Here is a 25,163-nt window from a genome sequence, read left to right as displayed (position 1 = left end):
GACATCAGAGCATGGATCGAGACCTGGAACGACAACCCCCGCCCCTACGTGTGGGTCAAGACCGCTGACCAGATCCTCGACTCCATCGCCCACTACTGCACACGAATTAATGACTCAGAACACTAGCTGCCTACGCCGAGGCGGCTCGTATGTCGCAGCCCGAACTGGTGGCTGCGTTGCGAGATCTGCTCGGCGCGCGGCTGGTCGCCTACCTGGGTCGGGTGAGCGAGACCCGGGCGGTGCGGCAATGGGCTGACGGCACCCGCACCATCGCCAACCCCGAGGACGTCGAACGGCTCCGGATCGCCTACCGCGCCGCCCGCCTGATCACCGAACGCGACACCCCCGCCGTCGCACAAGCCTGGTTCCAGGGCCTCAACCCGGTCCTCGACGACCGGGCGCCGGCATTGCTGTTGCGCGACGGCGAGCTCGCCGACGTCGGACCGCAAGTACTCGCCGCCGCCCGCCAATTCGCCGCGGTGGGATGAACCAACCACAGCCTTCGACGATCAGCACCCCGCACGGCCCGATCACCACCAGCATCCGGACTGCCACGCCCATATATCGAGTCGGATACGCGCCCAGCCCGTGGGAGTGGACACCATGGGAGTACGCCACCGACGACCGCTTCGCCGGCCGCTGGGACGACCCCGACGGGGGTGTGGCGCACCTTGTACTGCGCCGACACTCCCCTGGCCTGCTACCTCGAAGTCCTCGCCTTCGCCCGACCCAGCCCACAACTGATCGCCGAGCTCGACGACATCGTCGTCGACGAGGAAGACGAGCAGGACTACCCCGCGCTGCCGCCCGGCCACGTTCCGCGATCGTGGTGCGATCTACGGATGATCGGTCACGGCACCCTGACCGGACGGTTCGCGGTGCCCGCCGACCCGGACAGCCTCGCCACCCTCCGGACGGTGTTTCGGCCGCTCGCGATCCGCTACGGGCTCGATGACCTCGACACCGCCGCGTTGCGGGACGGCCGGCCCCGCGGGCTCACCCAGGCCATCTCCCGCTGGATTTACGCCCTCACCGACCACGGCCATGCAGCGGTCGACGGGATCGAGTTCGACTCCCGACACGGCGACCAGCTGCGCATGTGGGCGCTCTATGAACGCGCCGCCGACCCCGACATCAGCCCCCACATCGACGTTGTCGATCACTGCCCCATCGACGCCGCGGATCCACAATTGGCCCGCGCCCTGACGCTCCTCGGACTCGAGTGGACCCCCGCGTAGACCGGACTGAAAAGGCCGTGCCGCAATGTCGAACGAGTATGAGTCTGGCTCGACCAGCCGTGGTGACTACGATCGTCTCTTCGAGACCGGGATAGCGAACCTGCACCGCTACGCCGCCCACACCGGTGGACGCCGATTCCCGGCCTCGTCTCAGCCGTGGTGCCCGCCCGGCAGTTGCGCCAGTTCACGATCGTCGGCTCCCTGGTCGACCAACCTCTTCCGGGTCCGCTCCAGCCACGTACGGGCCCACCCCGGGTCGGCCGCGGTCAGCATCCGATACTGCTCCGCCCAGATCCGGCGCAGATAGTCGGGCGCGCCGGGCGAGTGCAGCCGATACGACGCCGCTTCGGCGATCGCCACCGCAACCCAGCTCAGGAACTCCTCTGGATCGCTGGACTGCCGGTCGAACATCACCGTGCCGCGTTCGCGAATGATCAAGTGCCACACACCGTCCGAGTCGCGCACGCACGAGGGCGTCGCGTCGTCGAGGATGTGACCCAGGCGAGGCACATCGGACGGCTCCGCCGACATCGTCGCCGCGAGATCGGCTATCCGGCTGCGCATCTCGGGGTCGAGCTGGTCGTCGGCGCCCGACGTCATCCGGGGAAGACGCTCTCGAGCACACCCGAACACAGCAACCACTGGGTGTTGACGAAACCGCCTGTCTCGTTGAAACATCCGCGATGGTCCTCGATCAACCCGGGATCGAGGAGCTGCTGGTCGATCTGATATTGAATGCCGCCGCCCGGCTGACCGAAGCCCTTGGCGATACGTCCGGTCCACACCTTCACCGAGCGCATGACCACGTACACGTGGTAGTTGCAGAACTGAGGGTTGTCTTTGTCGACGAGGTTCTCCGGCGGAAGCGCCCGCCTCTTGTAGTGCGTGCCCGCGGGGGCCAGGAAGCGACCATTGGCGGGACCATAGCGATCTATCCGCTTGTTCGGGTTGAGGGTGGTCAGCGACTTCTTGGCGGACCCGTCGGGGTTCAGCGTGTATCCGTCGTGGTCCGGATAGTCCCACTTGTCCCCTTTCCGATACGTCTGCAGGAACTCGCTCGGACTCAGACCCGCGAGCCGGTCGTAACCCCTCAACTGCGGACCCACCGGGGCATCGGTCGCCAGAATCTTCGGACCGAACAGTTCGTCGTTGTACAACAGCTGTGCGGAACATCCACCCGCCTCCGGCCCGCCCAGCGATCCGAAATCCAATGCGCCCAAAGGGTTCGGCGCGGCGGCCGCCACCCCTCCCCCGGAGAGTGCCAGCGTGACACTGATGAGGGTGGCAAGCAGAGCATGGCGACGTTTCATGGCCGCGCCTTTCGATGGGTCCGTCGGAATCACGCAGTGCGGAAACTAACCGATCGGCGTCGCCGCGTGGTCTGAACTGCGAAGTTCCGGCACAGATTCGAGCGGTACCCCCGGAATGCCTACCGCCGACGGTGTTCCGACGGCGGGATGCCGTAGCGCTTCTTGTACGCGGCCGCCAGCCGACTGGGGCTCGAAAAGCCCCATCGCGCAGCAACTTCGGCCACCGTGTCGGTGTTGTCCGCTTCGGTGAGGTCGTGGTGAGCCCGGTCGAGTCGGATGTCCCGTAGCGTCTGGGTCGGACTCGCACCGACGTGTTCGGCGAAGCCCTCCTGCAGCCGCCGGAGGCTCGAGCCGCCCAGTTCGGCCATGTCCGCCAGACGCCAGTCGCGTCCCGGATCGTCATGCAATGCGTCGAGCACACGCTTGACCATCCGCGGGCGCAGACCGGTCCCCGCCTCTTCCGGAGAGACAGCGAGGAGGAACGCGCTGCTGATCGCGCTCGCCAGCTGCGGTCCGACCAGTGGGTTCGACAGGAGGTCGGCGGGTTCGCGCACCTGGGCCGACAACGCGCGCACGAGCCCGAACCACGCCTGCTGGTCGGGTCCGGCGAGATCCAGCTGATCGGGCAGCCGCAACTGTGAACGCAGCGCCGACGCCCGGACCCGGTCGGCCTCGCATTCGAGGTAGTCGGCGTCGAACTTCACCCCGACCACGACACAGTCCGCGGACCACCGGGTGATCGTCGACGGGCGATCCGCGGTGAAGACCGTGGCCTTGCCTTCCTCCGACGTCGTCTCCACCGACCCGGCGCGCGAGTCCAGGACACCGCGGATCGGGATGTTGATCTCGTAGGCACCCGGGTAGTCGCAGGAGATGGAGACGTCGGTTCCCCAGTTGAGCTTGCCGATCGTGACCGGTCCCAGCTCGACGGTCTGCAGGTTCAGATTCAGCTGATCCGGCGACGACAGCGCGGTCAGCTCATGCGGGAAGTACACCTCTTCGACGGCACGATGCGCCGTCTCCCAGTCGCTGGTCGATGTCGTGCTCCGCATGGACTTCTTCCTCGTACTCCGGTCGCGCAGGGTCGTGCATCTCGATTCAACCCGGTGACACACGACACTCGCCACCCGGTTCGGAGACTGCGATCACATTGCCGCGCGATCGGTGCCGCCGACGCGCGAAGCGTATCGACCGCCCGGTCGGCGGTCCCTAATGTCACCTCGCACCGGGTCGCCGACAACCTGCCGGCCGCCGCCCCCGGCTCTCGAGACGAACACAGCGGAGGAACCCATGACCAGCACCATGTCGTGGATCGACGACATCACGATGACCGAACTCGAACGCAACCCCTACCCCGTCTACGAACGGCTTCGCGCCGAGGCGCCGCTCGCCTATGTCCCGGTTCTCGGGTCGTACGTCGCGACGACCGCGGACATCTGCCGGTCGATCGCCACCAGCCCCGACTTCGAGGCGGTGATCACCAAGGCCGGCGGCCGTACCTTCGGACACCCGGCAGTGATCGGGGTGAACGGTGCGATCCACGACGACCTACGGTCGATGGTCGATCCAGCCCTGCAACCCCAGGAGGTCGACCGGTGGATCGACGACCTCGTCCGGCCGATCGCCCGCCGGTACCTGAGCGACTTCGAGGACGTGGGGCGCGCCGAACTCGTCGGCCAGTACTGCGAACCCGTCAGCGTGCGCGCGCTCGGCGACCTTCTCGGCCTTCAGTCGGTGAGTTCGGACAAGTTGCGCGAATGGTTCCACAAACTGTCGGCGTCGTTCACCAACGCGGGAGTCGACGAGAACGGCGAGTTCACCAACCCGGACGGCTTCGCCGAGGCCGACGCCGCGAAGCTGGAGATCCAGTCGATCGTCAATCCGCTGATCGACAACTGGATCGAGAATCCCGACGACAGCGCGATCTCCCACTGGTTGCACGACGGTATGCCCGAGGGACAGACGCGCGACCGCGACTACATCTACCCGACGCTGTACGTGTACCTCCTCGGAGCGATGCAGGAGCCTGGCCACGCCATGGCCTCCACACTGGTCGGCCTCTTCAGCCGGCCGGACCAATTCGAGCAGGTCGTCGACGAGCCGAACCTGATCCCGCGCGCGATCTCGGAGGGCATGCGGTGGACGTCACCGATCTGGTCGGCCACGGCCCGGATCAGTACGAAGGACGTCGAGGTCGCGGGCGTCGACCTACCGGAGGGCTCAGTGGTCCTGATGTCGTACGGTTCGGCCAATCATGACCACTCCGTCTACGAGGCACCGTCGGACTACGACATCACCCGACCGCCGTTGCCGCATCTCGCATTCGGTGCCGGCAACCACGCCTGCGCAGGAATCTACTTCGCCAATCACGTGTGCCGGATCGGACTCGAAGAGCTGTTCGAGTCCATCCCGAACCTCGAGCGCGACAACAGCAGCGACGTCGAGTTCTGGGGTTGGGGTTTCCGCGGGCCGACGTCACTGCACACGGTGTGGGAGGTGTGACGTGTCCGACCCGACGACCCGGCCCGGCCCGACGGCCTTCCGAATCGACGCCGGCAACACCTCGGTGACCTGCGGTGACGGACAGCGAGTTCTCGATGCCCTGTTGCGCCAGGGGGTGTGGATTCCCAACTCCTGCAACCAGGGCACCTGCGGCACCTGCAAGGTCCGGGTGATCGACGGCATGGTGACCGCCCCGCCTGCCCCCGACAGTGTCCTGTCCGACGCCGAGCAGCAGCAGGGATACGTGCTGTCGTGTCAGTCGACACCCATCACCGACATCGCCGTCGAACCGCCCGCCGCCGAGTGCGGCGAGCGCCATCACCTGTTGCGCGATGTCGCCGGAACGGTCGGTTCGATCACCGCGGTGGCCGATGACACCGTGTCCATCACGGTGTCACTCGACGAACCGTTCGAGTTCACGGCCGGCCAATACGTCGAGTTGTCGATCCCGGGCACCGGCCAGACCCGGCCGTACTCGATGGCCAACCCGCCCAGCGAATCCGACACTCTCGAGTTCCACGTCCGAAGGCAGCCAGACGGTCTCGCCACCGACCGGTGGATCTTCGATTCCCTGACGGTCGGGGCGGCGGTGTCCATGACGGGACCGTGGGGCGACTTCTGCCATCAGCCGGGCGAACCCGACGTCGGGCTCATCCTGCTCGCCGGGGGAACCGGTCTCGCGCCGCTGAAGTCGATCGCGAGAGCAGCACTCGACGCCGACCCCGATCGTGAGATCCACGTCTACCACGGCGTCCGCACCGAGGCCGAGCTGTACGACGTCGACTTCTGGCGCGCACTCGAGACCGAGCACCCGAATGTCCGGTACACGCCCTGCCTCAGCCGCGAAGAGTGGAGCGGCCGTACCGGTTACGTCGGTGACGCGATGATGGCCGACTTCGACTCCTGCCGCAACCACTCGGCATACCTCTGCGGCCCGCCCGCGATGGTCGAGGCGGGGGTCCGGGCCCTCAAGCGACGACGCATGCCGCCCCGGCGGATCAAGCGGGAGAAGTACACGCCCGCAGCGAGTCTCGTGACCCTCTGAGTCGACCCGGAGGCACGTCGGTCCCGGTGCCGACGACCAGCTCAGGCCACGTCCTGCACATCCGCCGCCGACGCTCCGGAGATGATGTCGAGGACCCGCGGGTACTCGGGCGCAGTCGAGGTGACCACCGACCCGTGGTTGCCGCCACGGATGAGAACGGCCTCGGCGTCTCCGCCGTCACGCACGACGGCGGCGACGTAGCGTTGCGAATTGGCCGGCGCGACCATCCGATCGGCGGTTCCGTGAACGGCGACCACGGGGGTGTCGGGATCGATGTTCTGGATGGGATCGACCATCGTGTACCGCTGCGGGACCTGCGCCGGGGTGCCGCCGAGGGCGGTCACGATCCGGTCGTCGCCATGCGTGGCCGCATAGGTCATGTCGAGTGGACCGGCGAGCGAGACGACCCGCGTCGGGCGAAACAGCGGCCGCGCACCGACCTCGTCGTCGTCCAGTTTGTGCCGGGTGCCGCCCCAGACCGCGAGTTGCGCTCCGGCACTGTGCCCGACAACCAGCTCGTCGTCGGTGTCGATCTGCGGGAACTGCCGGTCCACCACGACGACGTGGTCCAGGGCGCTCGCGACGTCCCGGAACGTCGTCGGCCAACCACCGCCCGATCCGACGCGGCGGTATTCGATGTTGTACACGGCCATGCCCCGATCGGCCAGGTCTCGTGCCAGCGGCTCGAAGACGTCGGCCCCGAGGGCGCTCTGCCAGGCACCGCCGTGGATGAGGACCACCAGCGGGATCGTGTCGACCCGTTGCTCACCCGCGGGCAGGTACAGCTCGGCCCAATTCTGTTCGGAGTCACCATCGTCCGGCGTCGGGTAGTCGAACCGGTGGACGGTCACCTCGTCGAGGTACTCGACCGGGGCGGCTGTGGCACTGCTGCTGGGGGTCGGGGTCGGCGTGGTTCCCGTGGAGCACGCGGACAGTCCCAACACGCCGGCGACGACGACCCCCAGTGCGATGCGGACGCGACGCGACGTGGCCGTCACCGCACGCTCAGCGGTACAGGCGTGATCGACGCGCCGCTACGCAGGGTCGCCGGCAGCGGTCCGAACCCGGGCCACAGATTCACCGGCACCGTGACCGTCGCGCCCGCGGGCAGCGAGATCGACGTCGGGCTGACCGCGACGCGATCGGTGAAGGTGTCGCTGCGTTCGACCTCCAGTCGGAGCCGCTGTGCCCGTCCTTCGGATCGAACGGTCACTCCCGACGGAGAGGTGGCCCCCACCGAGACCGCCGAGCCCGGGCCGATCGCCAACTGCGTGGTCTCGGTCGACAGTGATCGCAGCGAATTCTCGGTCGCGACTTCGAACTCCGCGGTCGACGGTGCCGACGAGGTCACCCGCATCCCGTGCCGGGCCGGATCGGCGTCGATGACCGCGACCGCACCCGCGGGCACCTCGAGATCACCCATCGCGACCACGCCGCCCGCGCTGAGCACTGTGGCGTCGATGTCCGCGGTCCGACCCGCTTCCACCCCGTCCACGACGATCCGGAACTTCCGGTTCGCGGGCACCGTGAACGTGACGGAGTTGTCGTTGTTGAACAAGATCTTCTTGTCGACACCCGGGATCGCACGACCGGCGGGATCGGTGACCCGCACGTCCCAGTCGACGTCGCCGACACCGCGTGCACCGCCGTTGTTGTCCGACACCATCACGACCGTCTCGTCGTTACGCAGCTCCGGATCCTGATGACGTGCCAGGATCGGTGCCAGCGGAACAAGCATCATCTTGTTGGCCGGCGACCCCTGGAACAACAGTGTCGGCTCGGACGGGTTGGTGGCCGTCGAGTAGTACCAGCTGTTGGCAGCCGGGTCGACGACGATCATCTTCTCCACGCCGGGGAAGTTGTTGTCGTAGACGACGATGCCGCGCTTGCCCTGCCCGAGGTCGCGGATGGCGATCGGGTTGATGGCGTGCCCGGCGCTCTGCTCCTCATCGGTGTAGATCGCCAGGACGTAGTTGTCGTTGCGCGCCCACGCCGAGCGCAGTCGGGACAGCGCCTCTGTGACGGTGACCTCTGACTCGAGGAGGTCGGTGGGCGGGAAGCCCTGGGTGATGAACATCCGCGCGATGAGTTCGTCGAGCGGCGCCGACGGGCCGATGCTGTAGACCGGTTGCCACGGCAGCGCCAGTGGGAACGGGTTCAGACGTTTGGTGGCATACAGTGCGGCGAGCGCGGCCATTCCGAAGCAGTGCCCGCCCGCCATCGACTCGTTGAATTCCTGCTGCAGCAGTTCGGCGACGGTGGTCGGCGAACACACACCGACCACGATGCGTGCGCAGACCTCGTCGCCGAAGACCGCCCGCATACCTTCGACGCTCAGGCCGCGGGTGTGCAGAGCGTCGTTCGGCCCCCAGTTCTCGAAGGAGAAACCGTCCCGTTTGACCTGGAAGTCGGCCTGCGCGACGAGCTTTCCGGCGTTGGGGTTCACCACGGGCGCCGCCTGCGACGGACCGGAGGCGACGATCGACAAACCGGCGGCCACCGCCAGCACAAGTGCCGTCACCGAGAGACGCACCAGCCATCGATTACCGCGCGTGCCTGTGAGCATCGCTAAACACTAGCGGACAATTCAGACATAGCCCGAGTAGCCGGTGAATTCACCGGATCGATTTCTGAAATACGTCCCAAAATGTTTGTTGCGGCAGTTCGGCCCGCAATTCGGACCGAGCTGCCGCAACGTGATTGCGGTTGTTTCGGGATTCCCCTACTTGACGCCCGAGAACACGTACTGCAGTACGGCCAGTGCCAGTTCGTTGTCCTGGATCGCCTGCCACAGGATGTTGTCCACCATGTTCGTCTCCGTTTCGATGTTCGCGTGAGGGGTCGGGTCCGGCACCGAGCAGGAAACCGTGGGTCGCCCCGCCCCGGCGCTGTCGATCCTACGTCGACTGCCGGGCGAGAGTTCGCCGGGCGATCCGCGCGACCGCCTCGTCGATCAGACGGCCCGCACTGTCCGTGGCCGCGGCGCCTCCCGCGGCGTCGAAGGCGGTCAGGACGTCGCGGGCGGAGGCGACCTCGGCGTCGGTCGGCGCCATCCCTGCTCGGGCAGGGGCGATCTGTCGCGGGTGGATGCAGGCGCGCCCGAGGAACCCGAGGGCGGTCAGCCGTCGGGTCTCGTCGGCGAAGCCGTCCGGGTCGTCGATGACCGGCGACGCCGCGCCGAGCGGTGGACCGATCCGCGCCGCCGCCGACGCGGCGACCACCTGCGAGCGTGCCCACAGCAGTTCGTTGCCGACCACCGAGGTGACCCCGAGGTCGGCGGCGAGATCGACTTCGCCGATCTGGACGAACTCGACCCGCGGTCCGGCCGCGATCGACGCCGCGTTGCAGAGTCCGGCCCCGGTCTCGATCAGCGGCGACACCGGTGTGCGGGGTCGTCCCCACTCGGCCTCGAGCTCGGCCAGCATGGTGTCCACCCGCTCGAGCGTCGCCGCGTCGTCGACCTTGGGCAGCCAGACGCCGTCGGCGCCGGCCCGCACCGCCATGGTGAGGTCGTCGAGGAGTTCGGCTCCGGGGTTGACCCGCACCCAGACGGGGACGCCGTCCTGGTCGCGGTTCTCCAGCCACGCGCCGACGGCGATGCGTGCGGTGTCCTTGCCCGACAACGGCACCGCGTCCTCCAGGTCGAGGACCACGGCATCGGTCCCCGACCCGACCGCCTTGTCGAAGCGCTCGGGCCGGTCGCCCGGGACGTACAGGAAGACCAGCGTCTGCGTCATCCGACCGTGACGGTGCCGTTGACGAGCGCCTTGGCGATGACCGTCCGCATGATGTCGTTGGTGCCCTCACCGATCGACATCAGTGGGGCGTCACGGTAGTACCGCTCCACGTTGAACTCGGTCGAGTAGCCGTATCCGCCGTGGATGCGCATCGCCTCGAGGCTCGCGGTGATCGCGGTCTCCGACGCGAAGTACTTGGCCATCCCGGCCTCGCCGTCGACGCGGGCACCCGAATCCGCCTTGGCCGCTGCCCAGTACGTCATCAGACGCGCCGCCTGCAGCTGGGTGGCGATGTCGGCGAGCTTGAGCTGGATGGCCTGGAAGTCCGAGATCGGCTTGCCGAATGCCGTCCGCTCACGTGAGTAGTTCAGCGCCGCGTCGTACGACGCCTGCGCGATGCCGACGCTACGGCCGGCGATGTTCAACCGACCGATCTCGAGGCCCGACAGCGCCTGCTGCATGCCCCGGCCCTCGACGCCGCCGAGCAGCGTCGACTGCGGGACGCGCACCTCGTCGAGGAAGATCTCGCACGACTCCGTGCCCTTGTAGCCGAGCTTGCCCATGTCCCGCTGGACCTCGAAGCCGGGCGTGGTGGTGTCCACCAGCAGGATGCTCATGCCCTTGTGCGCCGGAGTGGCCGACGGGTCGGTCTTCACCAGTACCGGGAGCACATTCGCGTGGCGCGCGTTGGTGATCCAGGTCTTGGTGCCGCGGATGACGTAGTCGTCGCCGTCCTTGGTGGCGGTCGTCTTGATGCCCTGTAGATCGGTTCCGGCCCCCGGCTCGGTGAGGCCGATTCCGGTGCGGCACTCACCACTTGCCAGGCGCGGGAGCCACTGTGCCTTCTGTTCGTCGGTGCCGTGGCGCGCGATCATCCAGCAGGACAGATTGTGACTCCCAAGGATTCCGGCGATGCCCATCCAACCGCGTGCGAGCTCCTCGTAGACGAGGGTGAAGGACACCATGTCGAGTTCGAGTCCGCCGAATTCCTCCGGCGTGGTGATCCCGAACAGACCCATCTCCCGCAACCGGTCGACGATCTCGGTGGGATACCGGCCGGTGCGCTCCCACTCGTTGGCGACCGGGATGATCTCCTTGTCGACGAGCTGACGCAGAGCGGCGCGGAAGTCGCGCTGTTCGGAGTTGAAACTGAAATCCATTGTGATCCTTGCTCTCAGGCGTGACCGGACGGGTTCGCGGCGGCAAACCCACGGCGAGATGGGCGTGGTGTGTGTCAGCCGGCGGCGACGATGGTCGTCGCGAGGGTGGTGATCGGTACGACCGACGACGCGTTCGAGAGACCGAACACCGCGTCGACGAGGTCATCGGAGGCATCTCCGCCACCGCTGTTCCCACGGAACTTCGCGGCCACGGCGGCGTCGTCCATCGGCCGGCCCGAAGTGCCACGGCTGCAGGGCACCTCGCCGACGACCCGGGAGCCGTCGGCGAAGGTGATGACCGCCCGGCCGGCGGCGTCGGCGGCCGGGCGGTCATCGGGCACGGTGGTGACCTCGACGAGTCCCGCGGTGGTCGCGACCTCGGGGCGCCCGATCGAGTCCACGGCGTAGGTGTCCACGGTGACGGCACCGTCGTGCACGAGGGCGGCGACGCTCCAGGGCAAATCGAACTTGGCGTCGTAGACGCTGCGCGGGCTGCGGGTACCGGTGCCCGGGCCGCAGACGATCTCGACGCTGTCGGGGTGGACGTCGACGGCGATGCTCGTGATTTTCCCCGGCGTGATCTCGCGACCCTGCTCACCGGCCGTGACCACTGCCGCGCCGACCGCGTCGAGCGCGGCATGCATCAGCTGGCAGCTCGGATACGGCTTGATGCCGATACTGGCACTCTCCCAGCGGGTTCCGAGGTCGGCCACGATGATGTCGGGATCGATGTCACGATCGGCCAGCGCACGGTACAGACCGCGGCGGCCTTCGAGCACCGACTCGGGTCCGCTCGCCCCGGCCACCGCGAGCCGCGCGGCCAGGACACCGCTGAAGCCGGCGTTCCCGGGGTGCAGGGTCTTGGTGTTCGCGCCGGTGTCGAGGAACTCGAGGAGCCCACCCGACGACGACGCGGCGATGCCGATCGCGTTGGTGAGCACATCGGTCCCGGCGCCGTAAAGCAATCCGGCGGCGACGGCACCGGCGAGCGGACCGACGACGGCGGTGGCGTGCAGTCCGCGCGCATGGAACCCGTGGGGCGCGGCCGCGCCGAGACGGCACGCGACCTCGAGCCCGGCCACCAGCGCGACGACGGTGTCGGCGCCGGTCGCGTCGACCTCCTCGGCGACCGCCAGCACCGCCGGGGCCACGACCGTCGTCGGGTGCACCAGCGCGCCGGCGTGCGTGTCGTCGAAGTCGAGCGCATGCATCAGCACACTGTTGGCGAACGCCGCCGCGGGGGCCGAGATCGCCTCGGCATCTCCGAGCGGGTGGGCCTGGGCGGGACCGCCGAGCGCGCGAGCCACCGTCAACCCCGGTCCGCCCTGGTCGAGGCGCCGAGCCCCGATCCCGTTGCCGATGCCGTCGAGCAGGTGTCGGAGTGCGGCGCGGCGGGTGGTCTCGGGGATGGCGTCGATGCTCAGGCCGGCGGCCCAGCTCGCGAGTCGGCGGGCGGTCACGACGGGACCTGACCAGAGGGAGCCTGGTCGACCGCGCCGAAGGCGCCGCCGTCGACGAGACCACGGACGTCGTCCGCGCTGTAGCCCAGCAGACCCATCACCTCGTCGAAGTTCTCGTTGCGATGCGGTGCCCGACGATACTCCGTCTTGTCCGTGCCGAAACGCACCGGCGAGGTCACCTGCCGGACCTCACCCCACACCTCGTGTTCGGTGGTGGCGATGAGACCGCGTGCGAGCGTGTGCTCCTCGGTGAGCGCCTGCTCGACGTCGTTGATCGGCCCGGTGGGAACCCCGGCGTCGGTCAGCAGCGACACCCAGTGGTCGACGGTCGACTCGGCGAATCGCTTCTCCAGGATCGGCAGCAGCTCGTCCTTGTGCTGTCCGCGGGCGGCGAAGTCGGTGAACCGCGGATCGTCGAGCAGCTCGGCCAGACCGATGGCCTCGGCGAGGCGCACCCAGAACTTCTCCTTGGCGCAGCCGACGACGAACCAACCGTCGGTGGCCTCGAAGGCCTGGAACGGCACCAGCGACGGATGCGCCGAGTTCTTGGTGCGACCCGGACGGTAACCGGCATTGAGATGCCATGCGGCCGGGTAGGTGAGCATGGAGACCGCGGTGTCGTACAGCGAGACGTCGCAGTCGCCGCCGACACCGTCGCGGCGCGCGGCGTGCAGACCGGCCATCAGGCTCAGGGCGGCGACGAATCCGCCGGAGAAATCCACAAGGGACAGACCGGATTTCGTGGGTGGTCCGTCCGGATCACCGGTGAGGTCCATCCAGCCGGCCAGGCCCTGCAGGATGTAGTCGTAGCCGGGCTGTTTGGCGCGCGGACCGGTCATGCCGAAGCCGGTCAGGCTGCAGCAGACGATCGCCGGGTTGAGGTGTTTGAGGTCGTCGTAGGTGATCTTGATCTTCGCCGGGACGTCGCCGCGCAGATTGGAGTAGACCGCGTCACTGGTCCGGACGAGGTCCTCGAACACCTTGCGACCGCCGGGGGTCGCGAGATCCAGTGAGAGACTGCGCTTGTTGCGATTGAAGGCCTCGAAGAACAGCGAATCCTCGCCCGAGTTGTACGGGGGGACATACCTTCCGACGTCGCCGCCGGACTGCGGCTCCTCGATCTTCAGCACGTCCGCGCCGAGGTCGGCGAGGTGGACGCTGCCGAACGGGCCGGCGCCGTACTGCTCGATGGCGATGATGCGGACGTCCTCGAGCGGCTTCATCCGACGCTCCCCTCGGTGGTTCCGGTCAGCTCGGTCAGGGACGGGGCCTTGACCTCGGGGAAGTAGTTCTGTCCGATGCCGCTCTCGCGAGTCGCGACCATCACCGAACGCTTCCAGGAGATGACGACCTCGCCGTCCTGGTTGATCCCGCGGGTCACCATCGACACGATCCCCGCGTAGGGACGGGACTGGGACAGGCGCAGGTCGGTGCAGATGCTCTCGGCGTAGATGGTGTCGCCGACGTAGACCGGGTGGGCCAGTTTGACGTCGGTGAACTGCAGGTTCGCGACCGCGTTCTGGCTCATGTCGATGACCGAGAGTCCGAGGACCAGGGCGATGGTCAGACCCGAGTTCACGATGACCTTGCCGTCGGTGATGGGATTCGTCGCGGCGAGGTGGGAGTTGAAGTGGTTCTGGTTGGTGTTCATCGACAGGCATGTGATCCACGCGTTGTCGGTGTCGGTGATGGTGCGGCCCATCGGGTGTTGGTAGACGTCGCCCACGACGTAGTCCTCGAAGAAGCGTCCGAGAGTGGCGGGATGGGTGGTCAATGGTCCTCCTCAGGGTGCGGCGTCGTGGAGTGCACACAACGAGCCGTGACGCGGACCACCATAAACATCTGATCTTTAGAACGTCAAGGATCTCTTCATCCTGGCAATACCCTGAGTTTCGCCGCAGGTGTTGCCGAAACCCTCCGATGTATTGCATGATGCTCCGGAGCGCAGCTATGGCTCAGATCACTCCCGTCATCGGGGACACAGCTGAAGACGTCGGGGTGACGGCATGTACAGAGGAAGCGAGTTTCGATGAAGCGAATCGGCGTGGATGTGGGCGGCACGTTCACCGACCTGGTCCTGTGGGACGACGACGGGACGGTCACGGTGCACAAGACGCCGTCGACCAACCACGATCCCTCGATCGGCACGATGGACGGGATCGGGGTGCTCGCCGAACGCGCGGGCATCGACGTCGCGGACATCGAGATGTTCTTCCACGGCACGACCGTGGCCACCAACATCGTGCTGGAGCACAACGGCAGTGACGTCGGCATGATCACCACCGACGGCTTCCGGGACATCCTGCACATCGCGCGCAAGAAGCGCCCCCTGAACTACTCCAACTACCAGGATCTGCCGTGGCAGAAGTGGCAGCTGGTGCCCCGTCGCAACCGGCGCACCGTCGCCGAGCGGATGGATGCGGCCGGAAACGTGCTGACCCCGCTCGACGAGGACGCCGTTCGCCGCGAGGTGGGCCTGCTCCGCGAGCGCGGTGTCGAGGCGATCGCGGTGGCCTTCCTGCATGCCTACCGCAATCCGGCCCACGAGCACCGCGTCCGGGACATCATCGCCGAGGAGTACCCCGGCGTGTTCGTCTCGCTGTCGAGTGACGTCGCCTCGCAGTACCGCGAGTACGAGCGCTTCTCCACCACGGCACTGAACGCCTTCGTCGGCCCCAAGACCTCCCGCTACATCGAGAACCTGGCCGGCAAGGCCAAGGCCGCACAGGTCGGCGAGGACGTCCACCTGATGACCTCCGCCGGCGGTCTCGTCACGTCGCGCAGCGCCAGCGAGGTCCCGGTCTCGCTCCTGACCAGCGGTGTCGTCGCCGGACTCCTCGGCGGCTGCTTCATCGGCAAGGCGTCGGGCTACCCGAGCGTCATCACCCTCGACGTGGGCGGCACCTCCGCCGACATCGGCGTCGCCCCCGACGGCAAGCTCCGCATGAAGCACCTGCTCGACACCCGCATCGGCGACTACCACGCGATGGTGCCGATGGCCGAGGTCGACACCATCGGTGCCGGCGGCGGATCCATCGCCAGCATCGACGAGGGCGGCATGTTCCGCGTCGGACCGCGCAGCGCCGGTGCCATGCCCGGCCCGGCCTGCTACAACCGCGGCGGCACCGAACCCACATCCACCGATGCGATGGTCGTCATGGGCTGGCTCCGCGAGGACAGCTTCCTGTCGGGAACCATGGAGGTCAAGACCGAACTCGCCACCGAGGCGGTCCAGACCCACATCGCCGACAAGCTCGGTGCCGACATCGAGCACGCGGCGATGGGCATCTTCCAGATCCTCGCGCACTCGATGACCGAGGCCATCTCGCTGCACTCGGTGCGCAAAGGCTATGACCCGCGCGAGTTCTCGTTGGTCGCCGAGGGTGGCGCCGGACCCCTGTACGCCTGGCAGATCGCCGAGCACCTCGGCATTCCGCGTGTCATCGTGCCCGGTCATCCCGGGATCACCTCTGCGGTCGGCCTGCTGACCACCGATGTTCGCTACGAGGTGCCGACCACCGTGTGGACCTCGTCGGCCGAACCCGATCTGGAGCTGCTGCGTCGCGAGATGGACCGGTTGTCCGAGCAGGCCGTCGCCCAGCTTCGCGCCGACGGTATCGCCGAGGACGCGATCACTCTCGAGCGCAGCGTCGACTGTCGTTATGTCGGACAGGGTTACGAGCTCCGGGTGCCCGCACCCGCCGGCGACATCACCGACGAGTGGGTCGAGCAGACCGCGGCCACCTTCCACGAGGTCCACGGTCGTACGTATTCGCAGCGCTTCGACGACAAGCCGGTCCAGCTGGTCAACATCCGCGTGACCGGGGTGGGCGCGGTCGAGCACATCCGCATCGCCGAGATCGAGAAGGGCGACGCGGACGCGTCGTCGGCGATCAAGGCCACCACCCGCGCGCTGTTCTGGAAGAACGACTCGGCCGATCCGGAATGGGTCGACACCCCCATCTACGACCGCGCTCTGTTCAAGGCGGGCAACACCTTCGACGGTCCCGCGATTGTCCAGCAGTTCGACTCGACGACCATCGTCGGCATCGGACAGAAGGCCACGGTCGACGCCGTGGGCCACATCATCATCGAGAGGAGCGCCTGACATGGCGAAAGCTCTGATGCCCACGGACGGCGTTTCGCTCGCCGCCGAGGCCAACCGGACCTGGAACACCGTCGAGGTCGACCCGATCACCCTGCGCGTCATCGGTGGTGCGCTGAACTCGATGGCCAAGGAGATGGCCCAGGTTCTCTACCGGATGGCCTACTCGAGCCTGATCCGCGAGTCCGAGGACCTCGGCGCCGGCATCTTCGACGTCAACGGTCGCGAGCTGTGCGAGTCGGATTCGACTCCGATGCACTGTGGTTCGATCCCCGCCTACATCCGCGGCGTCAACCGCAAGCTCGCCGGGACCTACAAGCCGGGCGACGTGATCCTGCACAATCACCCGTATCACGGTGCCGCGCACTCCCCCGACTACGGCGTGATCATCCCGATCTTCTGGGAGGGTGAACACATCGGGTTCGCCGGGTGCACCGGTCACGTCTCCGACATCGGCGGCAACTTCCCCGGCCTGTGCATGGACGTCGTCGACGTCTGGGCCGAGGGCAAGCTGATGGACTCGATGAAGATCTACGACGGCGGCGTCCGCAACGACATGCTGATCCAGCACATCCTGGACAACGTGCGTACCCCGGAACAGAACCGCGGTGACCTCGAGGCTCTCATCGCCTGCTCGCGCATCGGTGAGAAGCGGTTCGTCGAACTGCTCGAGAAGCATGGGCTCGACACCGTCATGAGTGCCGCCGACCGGTGGATGGACTACTCGGAAGAGATGCTGCGCAGCCGGATCCGCCAGATCCCCAACGGCAGCTACGAGGCACCGATCGGCTACCTCGACGACGACGGCAAGAACCGCGGTGTGCCGTTGAAGGTCGCCGTGCGCGTGCAGGTCGAGGACGAGGACGTCCTCATCGACCTCACCGGCTCCAACGACCAGGTGCTGACGGCGTTCAACGTGCCGTTCGAGGGTTCGGTGCTGCCGGTGGCGGTGAGCGCGATCCGCACGATCCTGCTCGACGAGTACCTCACCGAGGAGTTCGTCCCGCAGAACGACGGGTGTTTCCGACCGGTGCGCGCCTACGCGCCGGAGGGCACGATCTTCAACCCGGACTTCCCGGCATCGTGTTTCGCACGCTTCTCGCAGGTCAACCGCATCTTCGACTCGATCAACCTGGCGCTGGCGCCGGTGCTGCCCGAGCGGGCGATCGCCGGCTCGTCGGCGGCGCTGTGCGCCATCGCGTACTCGGGTCTGGCCGAGGACGGTGAGTCGTACTGGGTCTACATCGAGATCAACGAGGGTTCCTACGGCGCCCGTAACGGCAAGGACGGCATGGACGCCGTCGACGCCCTGATGGCCAACACCCGTAACAACCCGATCGAGGAACTCGAGCTGAACCACGCGATGCGTGCCGAGCGCTACGAGCTCCGCGACGAGTCACCGGCACCCGGCCAGTGGCGCGGCGGCATCGGCAGCGTGCGGACCTGGTACATGCAGACCGACACGTTCCTCGGCTCCGAGGCCGACAACCGCACCGACCCGCCCGCGGGCGCGCTCGGTGGCGGCGACGGCGCGTCGGGTTCGTTCGTCCGCAACCCCGGCACGCCCGAAGAGGAGGTGCTGTTCTCGAAGGTGACCCAGGAGGTCATCCGCGAGGGCGAGCGTCTCGAGATCCGGATGCCGTCGGGCGGTGGCTTCGGCGATCCGTTCCTGCGCGATCCGTTCGCGGTGCTCTCCGACGTGTGGGACGAGTACCTGTCCGCGGACGAGGCGCGTCAGGACTACGGTGTCGTCGTGAACACCGACGACTGGACCGTCGACGCAGCGGCCACCGAGCAGCTCCGCGCGTCGCGGGTGGCGTCCTGACCAGTGACATCGGAGGGGCCGGCGATTCTGTCGTCGGCCCCTCCGGCCATTCCCCGGAAAGCACCGCGGATGAATCTGTGAGAGACGTTGCCGCGCGGCTCAACACGGTCATCTCGTGGGTGCCCGAGCAGTTCGGTGTCGACCCCGATGTCGCATCCGGTCCGCTGTCCGGCCTGCGGATCGGGGTGAAGGACAACATCGAGGTCGGCGGCGTGCGCTCCACCTGTGGGTCCGAGTACTTCGCCGACCGGGTGGCATCTGCCGACGCGGCGTGCGTGACCGCCTTGAAAAAGGCCGGTGGCGTCATCACCTCGACGCTGAATCTCGCCGAGTTCGCCGTCGGTGTGACGAGTCAGAACTCGGCATCGGGTGGGACGGTGAATCCCTGGGCCGCCGACCGGGTGCCCGGCGGTTCGAGTGGTGGGTCCGGTGTCGCGGTGGCGGCGGGGATCGTCGACGTGTCCCTCGGCACGGACACCGGCGGATCCATCCGGCTGCCTGCCGCGTGCTGCGGTGTGACCGGCCTGCGCCCGTCCGTCGGCGTGCTCGACATGACCGGGATCTTCCCGGTGAGTGCCGACTTCGACACCGTCGGCCCGCTGGCCCGATCGGCGACACTGGTGCGGGAGACATTCGCGGTGCTCGCGGGCGCCGACTCGACACCGTTGCGGAGCAGGTCGTTGCGGATCGCGCTGCCCTGGCCGTTCGTCACCGAGGAAGTGGATCCGGCAGTGCGCGACGCGGTGGTCGGTGCCGCGGACCTGCTTCGCGACCTGGGCCACAGTGTCGTCGACGTGCCGGTTCCGCACAGCGAATCGGCGCAGGACGTCGTGTACACCCTCATCTACTCGGACCTGGCGAAGACCCATGCCGAACGACTGCGGGACGAGCCGAGCCGATTCCAGTCGGCGACGCGCGAGCGGATCCTGCTCGGACTCAGCATCTCCGACGGTCAGGTGACCGCGGCGCGGCGACAACGTGATGTGTTCCGCGCTGCCACGGCCGAGCTCTTCGACGACGTGGACGTGGTCCTCACCCCGGCGATGCCGGCGGACGTCCCCCTGCTCGGTGGTGGCGATGCCGTTGTCGCACAGGCACGTCGGATGGGCCAGCTGACCTACCCGTGGTCGTTGCACGACGGCCCGACGCTCGCGCTGCCGGTGGGAGTCCACCCGTCCGGGATGCCGATCGGGGCTCAGCTGACCGCGGCCCACGACGCCGAGGCCACGCTGTTCGCGCTGGCCGAGCAATACCAGGAGCACACCGACTGGCACCGTCGACGCCCGCCGGTCCGCGTGGATGGGTGAGGCGCCCGCGTCAGCTCTGGCGTCGGAGCAGGTCCATCTGCTTGTAGACGTCCCCGAGGTGGTCGAGGTGGCGGCGCATGAGCGTCATCGCGGTCATCGAGTCCCGCGCCTCGACCGCCTCGAGGATGGCCCGGTGGTCTTCGTCGACGCACTTCCAGAAGTCCTCGGGTGCGGTGTCCCGGCTGAACCGGCTGCCGATCACCCGGAAGACCGGCACGGTGATGAGGTCGAGGAGCGGGTTGTCGGCGGCGCGGAGCAGCACGCGATGGAATTCCTGGTTGTTCGCGTACACCTCGGGACCGATCTCGCCCAGAGGATCGAAGATGGTGGCGCGCAACTCTTCCAGATGCACGTCGGTGTGGCGGTACGCGGCCACACCCGCCGCGGGGACCTCGGTGAGCTGCCTGACCTCCATGAGCTGATCGACGGTCACACCCTCGGCCGCCGCCAGCAGGGTGACCCCGGCTTCGAGGTGGGCGCTGAGCTGACTGATGTCGGGGGTCGCGACAAACGTCCCACCCGTCACGCCACGCGTGGTGTGCACCAGGTTCTCGCTGGCGAGCGACCGGATGGCCTCACGTACGGTGCTCTGTCCAACGCCGAACTCGGCGCGCAACTCGGTGTCGGGTGGCAGTCTGGTGCCCGGGGTCAGCTCGCCGGCCAGGATGCGAACCCGAAGCGCGTCGGCCACGACCTGGTACGCCGGGCGCCGGCCGGACTTATTCGCTTCCGTCACAACATCTTCCGATCGTGGAGGGGTGTGACTCAACTTACCAGATCGACGACCCGGACACGACACTGCGGCAACGGTTTTGGGATGCGTCAGACAAGTGGCCGGTCGACGCCCCGCACGGACCTCCAGACATGTGCGCGCAGGGGGTGTCACGCGGTTCGTCGGCGCCCGGCTCGCCGATTCGACGCCTCGACCTCAGCGATCGCGACGCGGAGCATCTCCGCGAAGCGGCTCCAGTACGCGGCCTCGGCGTCGTAGAGCCGGATGGTCCGCGGATCGGCGCCCGCCAGTCGAGCAGTGTTGACCATGCTCTGCCAGTGCTCCCACTGGTCGTCACACACCTCGAGATAGCCGGTGAGTGTGGCGGCGTCGTGGTTTCCCAGTGCGGCGATCCTGCTCGGCATCGAAGTCCCCTCATCCGGTATCAGTCGTGCACACGCTATGCCGGGGGTACGACAATCCTGCGGTTCGAGCGACGCCAACCACTTCCCGCTCCCTGATCCGAAAGAACCGCGACACCGCGCGCCTGAGCCCGAGAGACCTGCTGACCCACTGCTCCCTGCGTAGCGCCCGGAGCTTGCGGAGGGCGCGGCGAGGCGACCCACCCGATCCGCCGGGACGCGGTGGCGAAAAGAGCTGCTATAAAACATATTTCGCTGCGAAACCCGGCGGGCGGGGTCGGCCTCACACTGTGGAGTTGTCAAAGGTCGTTTGGCATCCTTGTCGACGCCGGAGGGTCTAGTTGGAGGCGGATCCTGGTTAGACGAGAACGTCGTCGAGTCGCATGGTGCGCCGGTTGTAAGCGGGCAGGGGTAGACGCCGCGGGTCGACGTCGACCGGTGGAATCAGCCAGGGATGCCGGTCCGGGCCCATCACCACCTGCCAGCCATGGTGATGAACCTGGGTATGGCACCTCTGGCAGAGTAGGCATCCATTGTCCAGGTCCGTGGGGCCACCGTCAGCCCAGTGGACCAGGTGGTGAACTTGGCTATGTGCCGCTGGCGCACCGCATTTCACACAACACATATCGCGGACGATGATCGCTTGGCGCAGGTGATGCGGGAACAGACGTTTGGTGGTGCCCATCCGTAACGGCACCCCTTCGCTGTCGAGGACGATCTCGGCGACTCCGCCGTCACACGACAACCGGCGTGCTGTCGATGCCGTGACTGCCCCGACCCACGGCAATCGTGCCGGATCTGCGTCGTCAGCGGGGATGGTGACCAACACTTGGGTGCGGGGTGCTCCGGCGGTGGTCACCGCGGCACCGATAGCCGCCTGATCCAGAAGGAGTTCCAGGCCGTCGGCGCGGCGTTCTCCGAGACTGCGACGATCCTCGGCGCCGTCGGGTTCGGGGCGCGGGCAGGATCGTTCGTCGATCATCGACAGGAACTTCTCCCCGATCACTGCCGTCACATCCCCGGTGATGGCGACTCTGCCTTCGTCGGTCACCCGCGTGTGCACAGTGTTCAGCGACGCATCATCAGCGGCGGCGACCGCGTTCGGATCAGAGTCGGCGACCCGGAGGGCGATACCGCGGGCGTGGGTGCCGATCTCGGCGGGTGTGGCACCGGAGAACGCCTGCGCGAGCAGATCGCTCTCGAACGCCGATCGGTCGTCGTCGGACAACCCTGCCGCAGTGCGTTTGTCGATGTACGCGATGCCGCGGACCACCGCGTCGACACACTCCGCCGACAGATAGCCTTCGGCGGCACAGTCAGCGACCTTCGGCAACGAAGACAGGCCGCCGGCGATTCGCACGCCACGGTGCGCGGCCGTCGGCGCCATGCCCATCTCGATCAGCCACGACCGTGTTGTCGAACCGGCACGCGTCGCCGCGCCCGACTCGTCGAGAAGCGCGATATGCACGGCGATCTGATGATCCAGCACGTTGCGCATCATCCGCAGCTCGTCGAGACGCTCGACCAGAGCGCGACCACTCCCGTCGTCGGGTGGTGACGGCGAGGCAATGAGGGTGTCACGAAGCTCGGTGATCGAGGTCATGACACCAAGGTACTCGCCAAAGTGTTCGACGACGAGATTTCTCCACAACCCCGCTCGCGAGCGAATCTAGTTGCCCCACACTGTCTGCCACTTACGCAACATCGGTGAACCGAAGTGAACCGTGGCGAACAGAAACCCCACCAGTCACAGAGACCGGCCGGTACAAGGACCTGCCGATCAACCAGCACGCGGCCACCGATCAGGTCGCACCGATCAGCACCGCAGCGCCGAGCCAGACGAGTGCGACGACCTTGACCACCTCGAATCCGACGTATACGAAGTGGGCGTGACTGCGGGGTCCCTCATGCCCGGCGAGCACCGCGTCGGACCGCTTGGTCAGTGCGGGCCGCACCGCCACCAGCTGAACGATGAGGGCGGCAATTGCCACGCCGGCCGCGATCGGTTCCGCGAGACCACCCCACTCACCGAGGACCATGGCCACGAGAATGCCCACTGCCCAAGCGATCTCGGCGGTATTGAGCGCGCGGAACACCAACCGACCGATGCCGAGCCCGATGGGCAGGGTCACCCCGGGTGCGCGGAACTTGAGCGGTGCCTCGATGAACGAGATGGCGAACACCATGCCGAGCCACAGGAACGTCAGCGCGGTGACGACCGCGCCGGCAGCGCTCATCGCGCGCCGGTCCGCAACAGCTCCGGTCCGAACGTCTCGTAGTGGATCCGGCTCTCGTCGACCTCGCGACCGATGAATGCCTCGCGCATCGACGAGAGAAACCCGGTGGGCCCGCACAGCATGACGTGCGAGTCCCGATCGACGTCGACGTCGTCGAGTGCCATCTGCCCGACCCTAATCGCGTCCGACACCACGTGGGGTGACGTGCTCTCATACCACTGGATCAATCGGCCAGACGGCAGTGAATCGACAAGGGCGGCCAGCATTCCGCGGTGCGGTTGCCGGTCTCGCGAACGGTCGGCATGGAGCACGGTCACCGGCCGGGTGTCGCGCTGCTCCGACAATGCGGTGAGCAAGCCGATGACGGGTGTGCAGCCGATACCCGCCGAGGCGAGCAGAAGCGGCGCCTCGTCGTCGGGTAGGACCAGGTCACCGAAGGGCGTGCTGACGTCGAGGAGATCCCCCTCGAAGACCTGCTCGTGCAGGTGCGCCGACACCTCGCCGGCGAGTTTGACGCTGAACCGCCACCGCGACTCGGCGGGAGAACCGGTGAGACTGTACTGACGGATCTGTCGAGCACCGTCGAGAAGCGGTACCTGCACCGAGATGTACTGTCCGGGACGGAATCCGGGCAGCTGTCCGTCGACCGCTGCCACCGTCAGCGCGATCGTGTCGGGCGAGACCTGCGCGCGCTCGGTGACCCGGACTTCGCGCCAGACGGACCCGGGATCGACGGCTGCGTCGGCATAGAGCTGCGCCTCGGAAGCGATGAGCAGGTCTGCCATGTCCCAGTAGAGCTGGTCCCAGGCGTCGGCGACCTCGGGCGTGACCGCGTCACCGAGCACTTCGACGATCGCCGCGAAAAGATGTTCGTGCACAACTACATACTGCTCGGCGGTGACACCGAGAGATGCGTGTTTGTGAGCGATGCGGTCCAGGATGAAACGCTGGCGCCGAACGTCGGGTTCGAGCTGCAGCCGCGCGAACGCGGCGATCGACCCGGCGAGCGCCTGCGGTTGCTCACCCGACTTCTGGTGCGTGCGGTTGAAGAGGTTGTCGAGCAGGTCCGGGTGCGCGGCGAAGAGTCCGCGGTAGAAGAGCGGGGTGATCTCCGCGAGCGACCCCTCGACAGCGGGAAGCGTGGCGGCGATCGTCGCGCGCTGGGTGTCAGACAGCATGAGAACTCCTTTGTTCATCTGCTCATCGGTTGTGGTGCAGTAAATCTGGGGTTTCGGCGTACCGGCCGACCCGGAGTGGTCTAGGAGCCTGGGCGTCGAGCTGTCTTTGCGGACGATTCACGGCCGGCCGGACGCGGCGTCAGCGACAACAACACCGCGCTCGTCGGCTCGCGGGCGAGGTCGGCGACCGTCTCGGTGTCCAGGCTCTCGTAGAAGGCCGTCACCGCGCGGGCCAGCGAGCCCCGGAGCCGACACGCATTCCGCAGCGGACAGGGTTGGGCGCCCTCGCATTCCACGACCTCGCCATCGCCTTCGAGCGAACGTGCGAGCCACCCGACGCGGGCATCGCGGCCGAGTTCGGTGATCGTCAGCCCACCTGTTCGACCGCGTCGAGCGTGGACGACGCCCATCTCCGACAGCCTCCCGACGACCTTGGCGACATGCGTGTACGGGACCGCGAGTTCCCGGGCGAGGTCCTTGGTGGTGAGAGCTGTTGCAACCGAGCCACCTTGATCTGCGACCGCCAACCGCATCACGACTCGGAGGCCGATGTCGGTGAAGCGGGTCAATTGCATGGTGCAAGTAGACCATAAATTGGTACGGAAAATACCAATTAAGATCGGTGATGCCGGTCACCCGACGCGTACGGGCTGCCTATCCGCCGTCGGCGATGCGGGGCCGGGTGTGAGTGGTCCAGGTCTGACCGTCGTGGTACCGATCCGCGACCGGGTCCTGCGGGTCCGGGTACCAGCCGGCCACGACATTCCGTGAGCCGTCCCCCACCGAACCCGCCGACCTCCGGGACACCAGTACGACGATGCCTGCGATCCCGGCACCGAGGACGGCCAGCAGCGCGAGCAGGACGACGAGCATCAGCAGGATCGACATGCTCGCACCGTACCGAGCGCCGGGCGGCCTGCCACGT

Annotated in this window: 25 protein-coding genes and 1 pseudogene; 8 read left to right on the top strand and 18 right to left on the bottom strand. The window is 67.4% G+C overall.

Going from position 1 to position 25,163, the window contains the following annotated elements; translation table 11 throughout:
* The 3 genes and pseudogenes from MHN80_RS24515 to MHN80_RS24505 form a co-directional block, all read left to right on the top strand.
* Window positions 1-126, top strand: a pseudogene (locus tag MHN80_RS24515) (IS630 family transposase); the annotation flags it as partial.
* Window positions 127-149: 23 nt separating this feature from the next.
* Window positions 150-488 carry a hypothetical protein gene (locus MHN80_RS24510; RefSeq protein WP_033204248.1) on the top strand — a complete coding sequence of 113 codons (339 nt, stop codon included), beginning with the start codon at window positions 150-152 and terminating at the stop codon, window positions 486-488.
* A gap of 171 nt (window positions 489-659) precedes the next feature.
* Window positions 660-1,238: an RES domain-containing protein gene (locus tag MHN80_RS24505; protein ID WP_231896066.1), complete on the top strand. Its 579-nt coding sequence runs from the start codon at window positions 660-662 to the stop codon at window positions 1,236-1,238.
* A gap of 150 nt (window positions 1,239-1,388) precedes the next feature.
* Here MHN80_RS24505 and MHN80_RS24500 read toward each other — a convergent pair whose 3' ends face one another.
* From MHN80_RS24500 to MHN80_RS24490, 3 genes are all read right to left on the bottom strand, one after another.
* Complete coding sequence (locus tag MHN80_RS24500; RefSeq protein WP_004020847.1) at window positions 1,389-1,838, bottom strand: Imm63 family immunity protein; 450 nt, start codon at window positions 1,836-1,838, stop codon at window positions 1,389-1,391.
* Window positions 1,835-2,548, bottom strand: coding sequence for a TNT domain-containing protein (locus tag MHN80_RS24495; protein ID WP_004020848.1), 714 nt, complete (start codon window positions 2,546-2,548; stop codon window positions 1,835-1,837). The genes MHN80_RS24500 and MHN80_RS24495 overlap by 4 nt, the downstream gene beginning before the upstream one ends.
* A 119-nt stretch (window positions 2,549-2,667) precedes the next feature.
* Window positions 2,668-3,600: an AraC family transcriptional regulator gene (locus MHN80_RS24490; protein WP_101820397.1), complete on the bottom strand. Its 933-nt coding sequence runs from the start codon at window positions 3,598-3,600 to the stop codon at window positions 2,668-2,670.
* A 238-nt stretch (window positions 3,601-3,838) separates the two neighbouring features.
* Here MHN80_RS24490 and MHN80_RS24485 point away from each other — a divergent pair, with 238 nt between their 5' ends.
* Complete coding sequence (locus tag MHN80_RS24485) at window positions 3,839-5,050, top strand: cytochrome P450 (protein ID WP_101820398.1); 1,212 nt, start codon at window positions 3,839-3,841, stop codon at window positions 5,048-5,050.
* A 1-nt stretch (window position 5,051) separates the two neighbouring features.
* Entirely contained in the window at window positions 5,052-6,095 is a 1,044-nt protein-coding gene (locus MHN80_RS24480) for a 2Fe-2S iron-sulfur cluster-binding protein (RefSeq protein ID WP_101820399.1), read from the top strand.
* Window positions 6,096-6,136: 41 nt separating this feature from the next.
* Here MHN80_RS24480 and MHN80_RS24475 read toward each other — a convergent pair whose 3' ends face one another.
* The 8 genes from MHN80_RS24475 to MHN80_RS24445 form a co-directional block, all read right to left on the bottom strand.
* On the bottom strand, window positions 6,137-7,093 hold the full coding sequence (locus MHN80_RS24475) for a S9 family peptidase (RefSeq protein WP_101820400.1): 957 nt from the start codon (window positions 7,091-7,093) through the stop codon (window positions 6,137-6,139).
* Window positions 7,090-8,661, bottom strand: coding sequence for a hypothetical protein (locus MHN80_RS24470; RefSeq protein ID WP_239404015.1), 1,572 nt, complete (start codon window positions 8,659-8,661; stop codon window positions 7,090-7,092). The genes MHN80_RS24475 and MHN80_RS24470 overlap by 4 nt, the downstream gene beginning before the upstream one ends.
* Window positions 8,662-8,817: 156 nt before the next feature.
* Window positions 8,818-8,949 carry a hypothetical protein gene (locus MHN80_RS25765; protein WP_255220179.1) on the bottom strand — a complete coding sequence of 44 codons (132 nt, stop codon included), beginning with the start codon at window positions 8,947-8,949 and terminating at the stop codon, window positions 8,818-8,820.
* 43 nt (window positions 8,950-8,992) lie between these two features.
* The gene (locus MHN80_RS24465) at window positions 8,993-9,832 is read right to left on the bottom strand and encodes a CoA ester lyase (protein ID WP_239404014.1); all 840 of its coding nucleotides are present in this window, start codon (window positions 9,830-9,832) and stop codon (window positions 8,993-8,995) included.
* Entirely contained in the window at window positions 9,829-10,992 is a 1,164-nt protein-coding gene (locus tag MHN80_RS24460; protein WP_004020855.1) for an acyl-CoA dehydrogenase family protein, read from the bottom strand. The genes MHN80_RS24465 and MHN80_RS24460 overlap by 4 nt, the downstream gene beginning before the upstream one ends.
* Before the next feature lie 74 nt (window positions 10,993-11,066).
* Window positions 11,067-12,452 (bottom strand): MmgE/PrpD family protein, encoded by a 1,386-nt coding sequence (locus MHN80_RS24455; protein ID WP_239404013.1) that lies wholly within the window; start codon window positions 12,450-12,452, stop codon window positions 11,067-11,069.
* Window positions 12,449-13,675: a CaiB/BaiF CoA-transferase family protein gene (locus MHN80_RS24450; RefSeq protein ID WP_239404012.1), complete on the bottom strand. Its 1,227-nt coding sequence runs from the start codon at window positions 13,673-13,675 to the stop codon at window positions 12,449-12,451. Before MHN80_RS24450 ends, MHN80_RS24455 begins: the two co-directional genes overlap by 4 nt.
* Complete coding sequence (locus tag MHN80_RS24445; protein ID WP_065632054.1) at window positions 13,672-14,226, bottom strand: MaoC family dehydratase; 555 nt, start codon at window positions 14,224-14,226, stop codon at window positions 13,672-13,674. The genes MHN80_RS24450 and MHN80_RS24445 overlap by 4 nt, the downstream gene beginning before the upstream one ends.
* Before the next feature lie 255 nt (window positions 14,227-14,481).
* Here MHN80_RS24445 and MHN80_RS24440 point away from each other — a divergent pair, with 255 nt between their 5' ends.
* The 3 genes from MHN80_RS24440 (at window position 14,482) to MHN80_RS24430 (ending at window position 19,689) form a co-directional block, all read left to right on the top strand.
* Window positions 14,482-16,560, top strand: a complete 2,079-nt coding sequence (locus MHN80_RS24440) for a hydantoinase/oxoprolinase family protein (protein ID WP_101820405.1) — start codon at window positions 14,482-14,484, stop codon at window positions 16,558-16,560.
* A 1-nt stretch (window position 16,561) separates the two neighbouring features.
* On the top strand, window positions 16,562-18,382 hold the full coding sequence (locus tag MHN80_RS24435) for a hydantoinase B/oxoprolinase family protein (protein WP_239404011.1): 1,821 nt from the start codon (window positions 16,562-16,564) through the stop codon (window positions 18,380-18,382).
* Window positions 18,383-18,459: 77 nt separating this feature from the next.
* Window positions 18,460-19,689, top strand: a complete 1,230-nt coding sequence (locus MHN80_RS24430; RefSeq protein ID WP_239404010.1) for an amidase — start codon at window positions 18,460-18,462, stop codon at window positions 19,687-19,689.
* 10 nt (window positions 19,690-19,699) lie between these two features.
* Here the strand turns inward: MHN80_RS24430 and MHN80_RS24425 are convergent, their stop codons facing one another.
* The 7 genes from MHN80_RS24425 to MHN80_RS24395 form a co-directional block, all read right to left on the bottom strand.
* On the bottom strand, window positions 19,700-20,425 hold the full coding sequence (locus MHN80_RS24425) for a FadR/GntR family transcriptional regulator (protein ID WP_239404009.1): 726 nt from the start codon (window positions 20,423-20,425) through the stop codon (window positions 19,700-19,702).
* 146 nt (window positions 20,426-20,571) lie between these two features.
* On the bottom strand, window positions 20,572-21,072 hold the full coding sequence (locus MHN80_RS25955) for a hypothetical protein (protein WP_374206414.1): 501 nt from the start codon (window positions 21,070-21,072) through the stop codon (window positions 20,572-20,574).
* Window positions 21,073-21,181: 109 nt separating this feature from the next.
* Window positions 21,182-22,426: an HNH endonuclease signature motif containing protein gene (locus tag MHN80_RS24415; RefSeq protein ID WP_239404007.1), complete on the bottom strand. Its 1,245-nt coding sequence runs from the start codon at window positions 22,424-22,426 to the stop codon at window positions 21,182-21,184.
* A gap of 199 nt (window positions 22,427-22,625) precedes the next feature.
* Window positions 22,626-23,060: a hypothetical protein gene (locus MHN80_RS24410; protein ID WP_239404006.1), complete on the bottom strand. Its 435-nt coding sequence runs from the start codon at window positions 23,058-23,060 to the stop codon at window positions 22,626-22,628.
* On the bottom strand, window positions 23,057-24,238 hold the full coding sequence (locus tag MHN80_RS24405) for an FAD-binding oxidoreductase (RefSeq protein WP_239404005.1): 1,182 nt from the start codon (window positions 24,236-24,238) through the stop codon (window positions 23,057-23,059). Before MHN80_RS24405 ends, MHN80_RS24410 begins: the two co-directional genes overlap by 4 nt.
* An 80-nt stretch (window positions 24,239-24,318) precedes the next feature.
* The gene (locus tag MHN80_RS24400) at window positions 24,319-24,813 is read right to left on the bottom strand and encodes an Rrf2 family transcriptional regulator (RefSeq protein WP_239404004.1); all 495 of its coding nucleotides are present in this window, start codon (window positions 24,811-24,813) and stop codon (window positions 24,319-24,321) included.
* 79 nt (window positions 24,814-24,892) lie between these two features.
* Window positions 24,893-25,126: a DUF2510 domain-containing protein gene (locus tag MHN80_RS24395; protein WP_239404003.1), complete on the bottom strand. Its 234-nt coding sequence runs from the start codon at window positions 25,124-25,126 to the stop codon at window positions 24,893-24,895.
* Between the last annotated feature and the right edge of the window lie 37 nt (window positions 25,127-25,163).

It is taken from the genome of Gordonia sp. McavH-238-E, assembly GCF_022348225.1.
Taxonomy (GTDB): Bacteria; Actinomycetota; Actinomycetes; order Mycobacteriales; family Mycobacteriaceae; genus Gordonia; species Gordonia terrae.
This window is presented reverse-complemented; position numbering and strand designations above follow the sequence as displayed.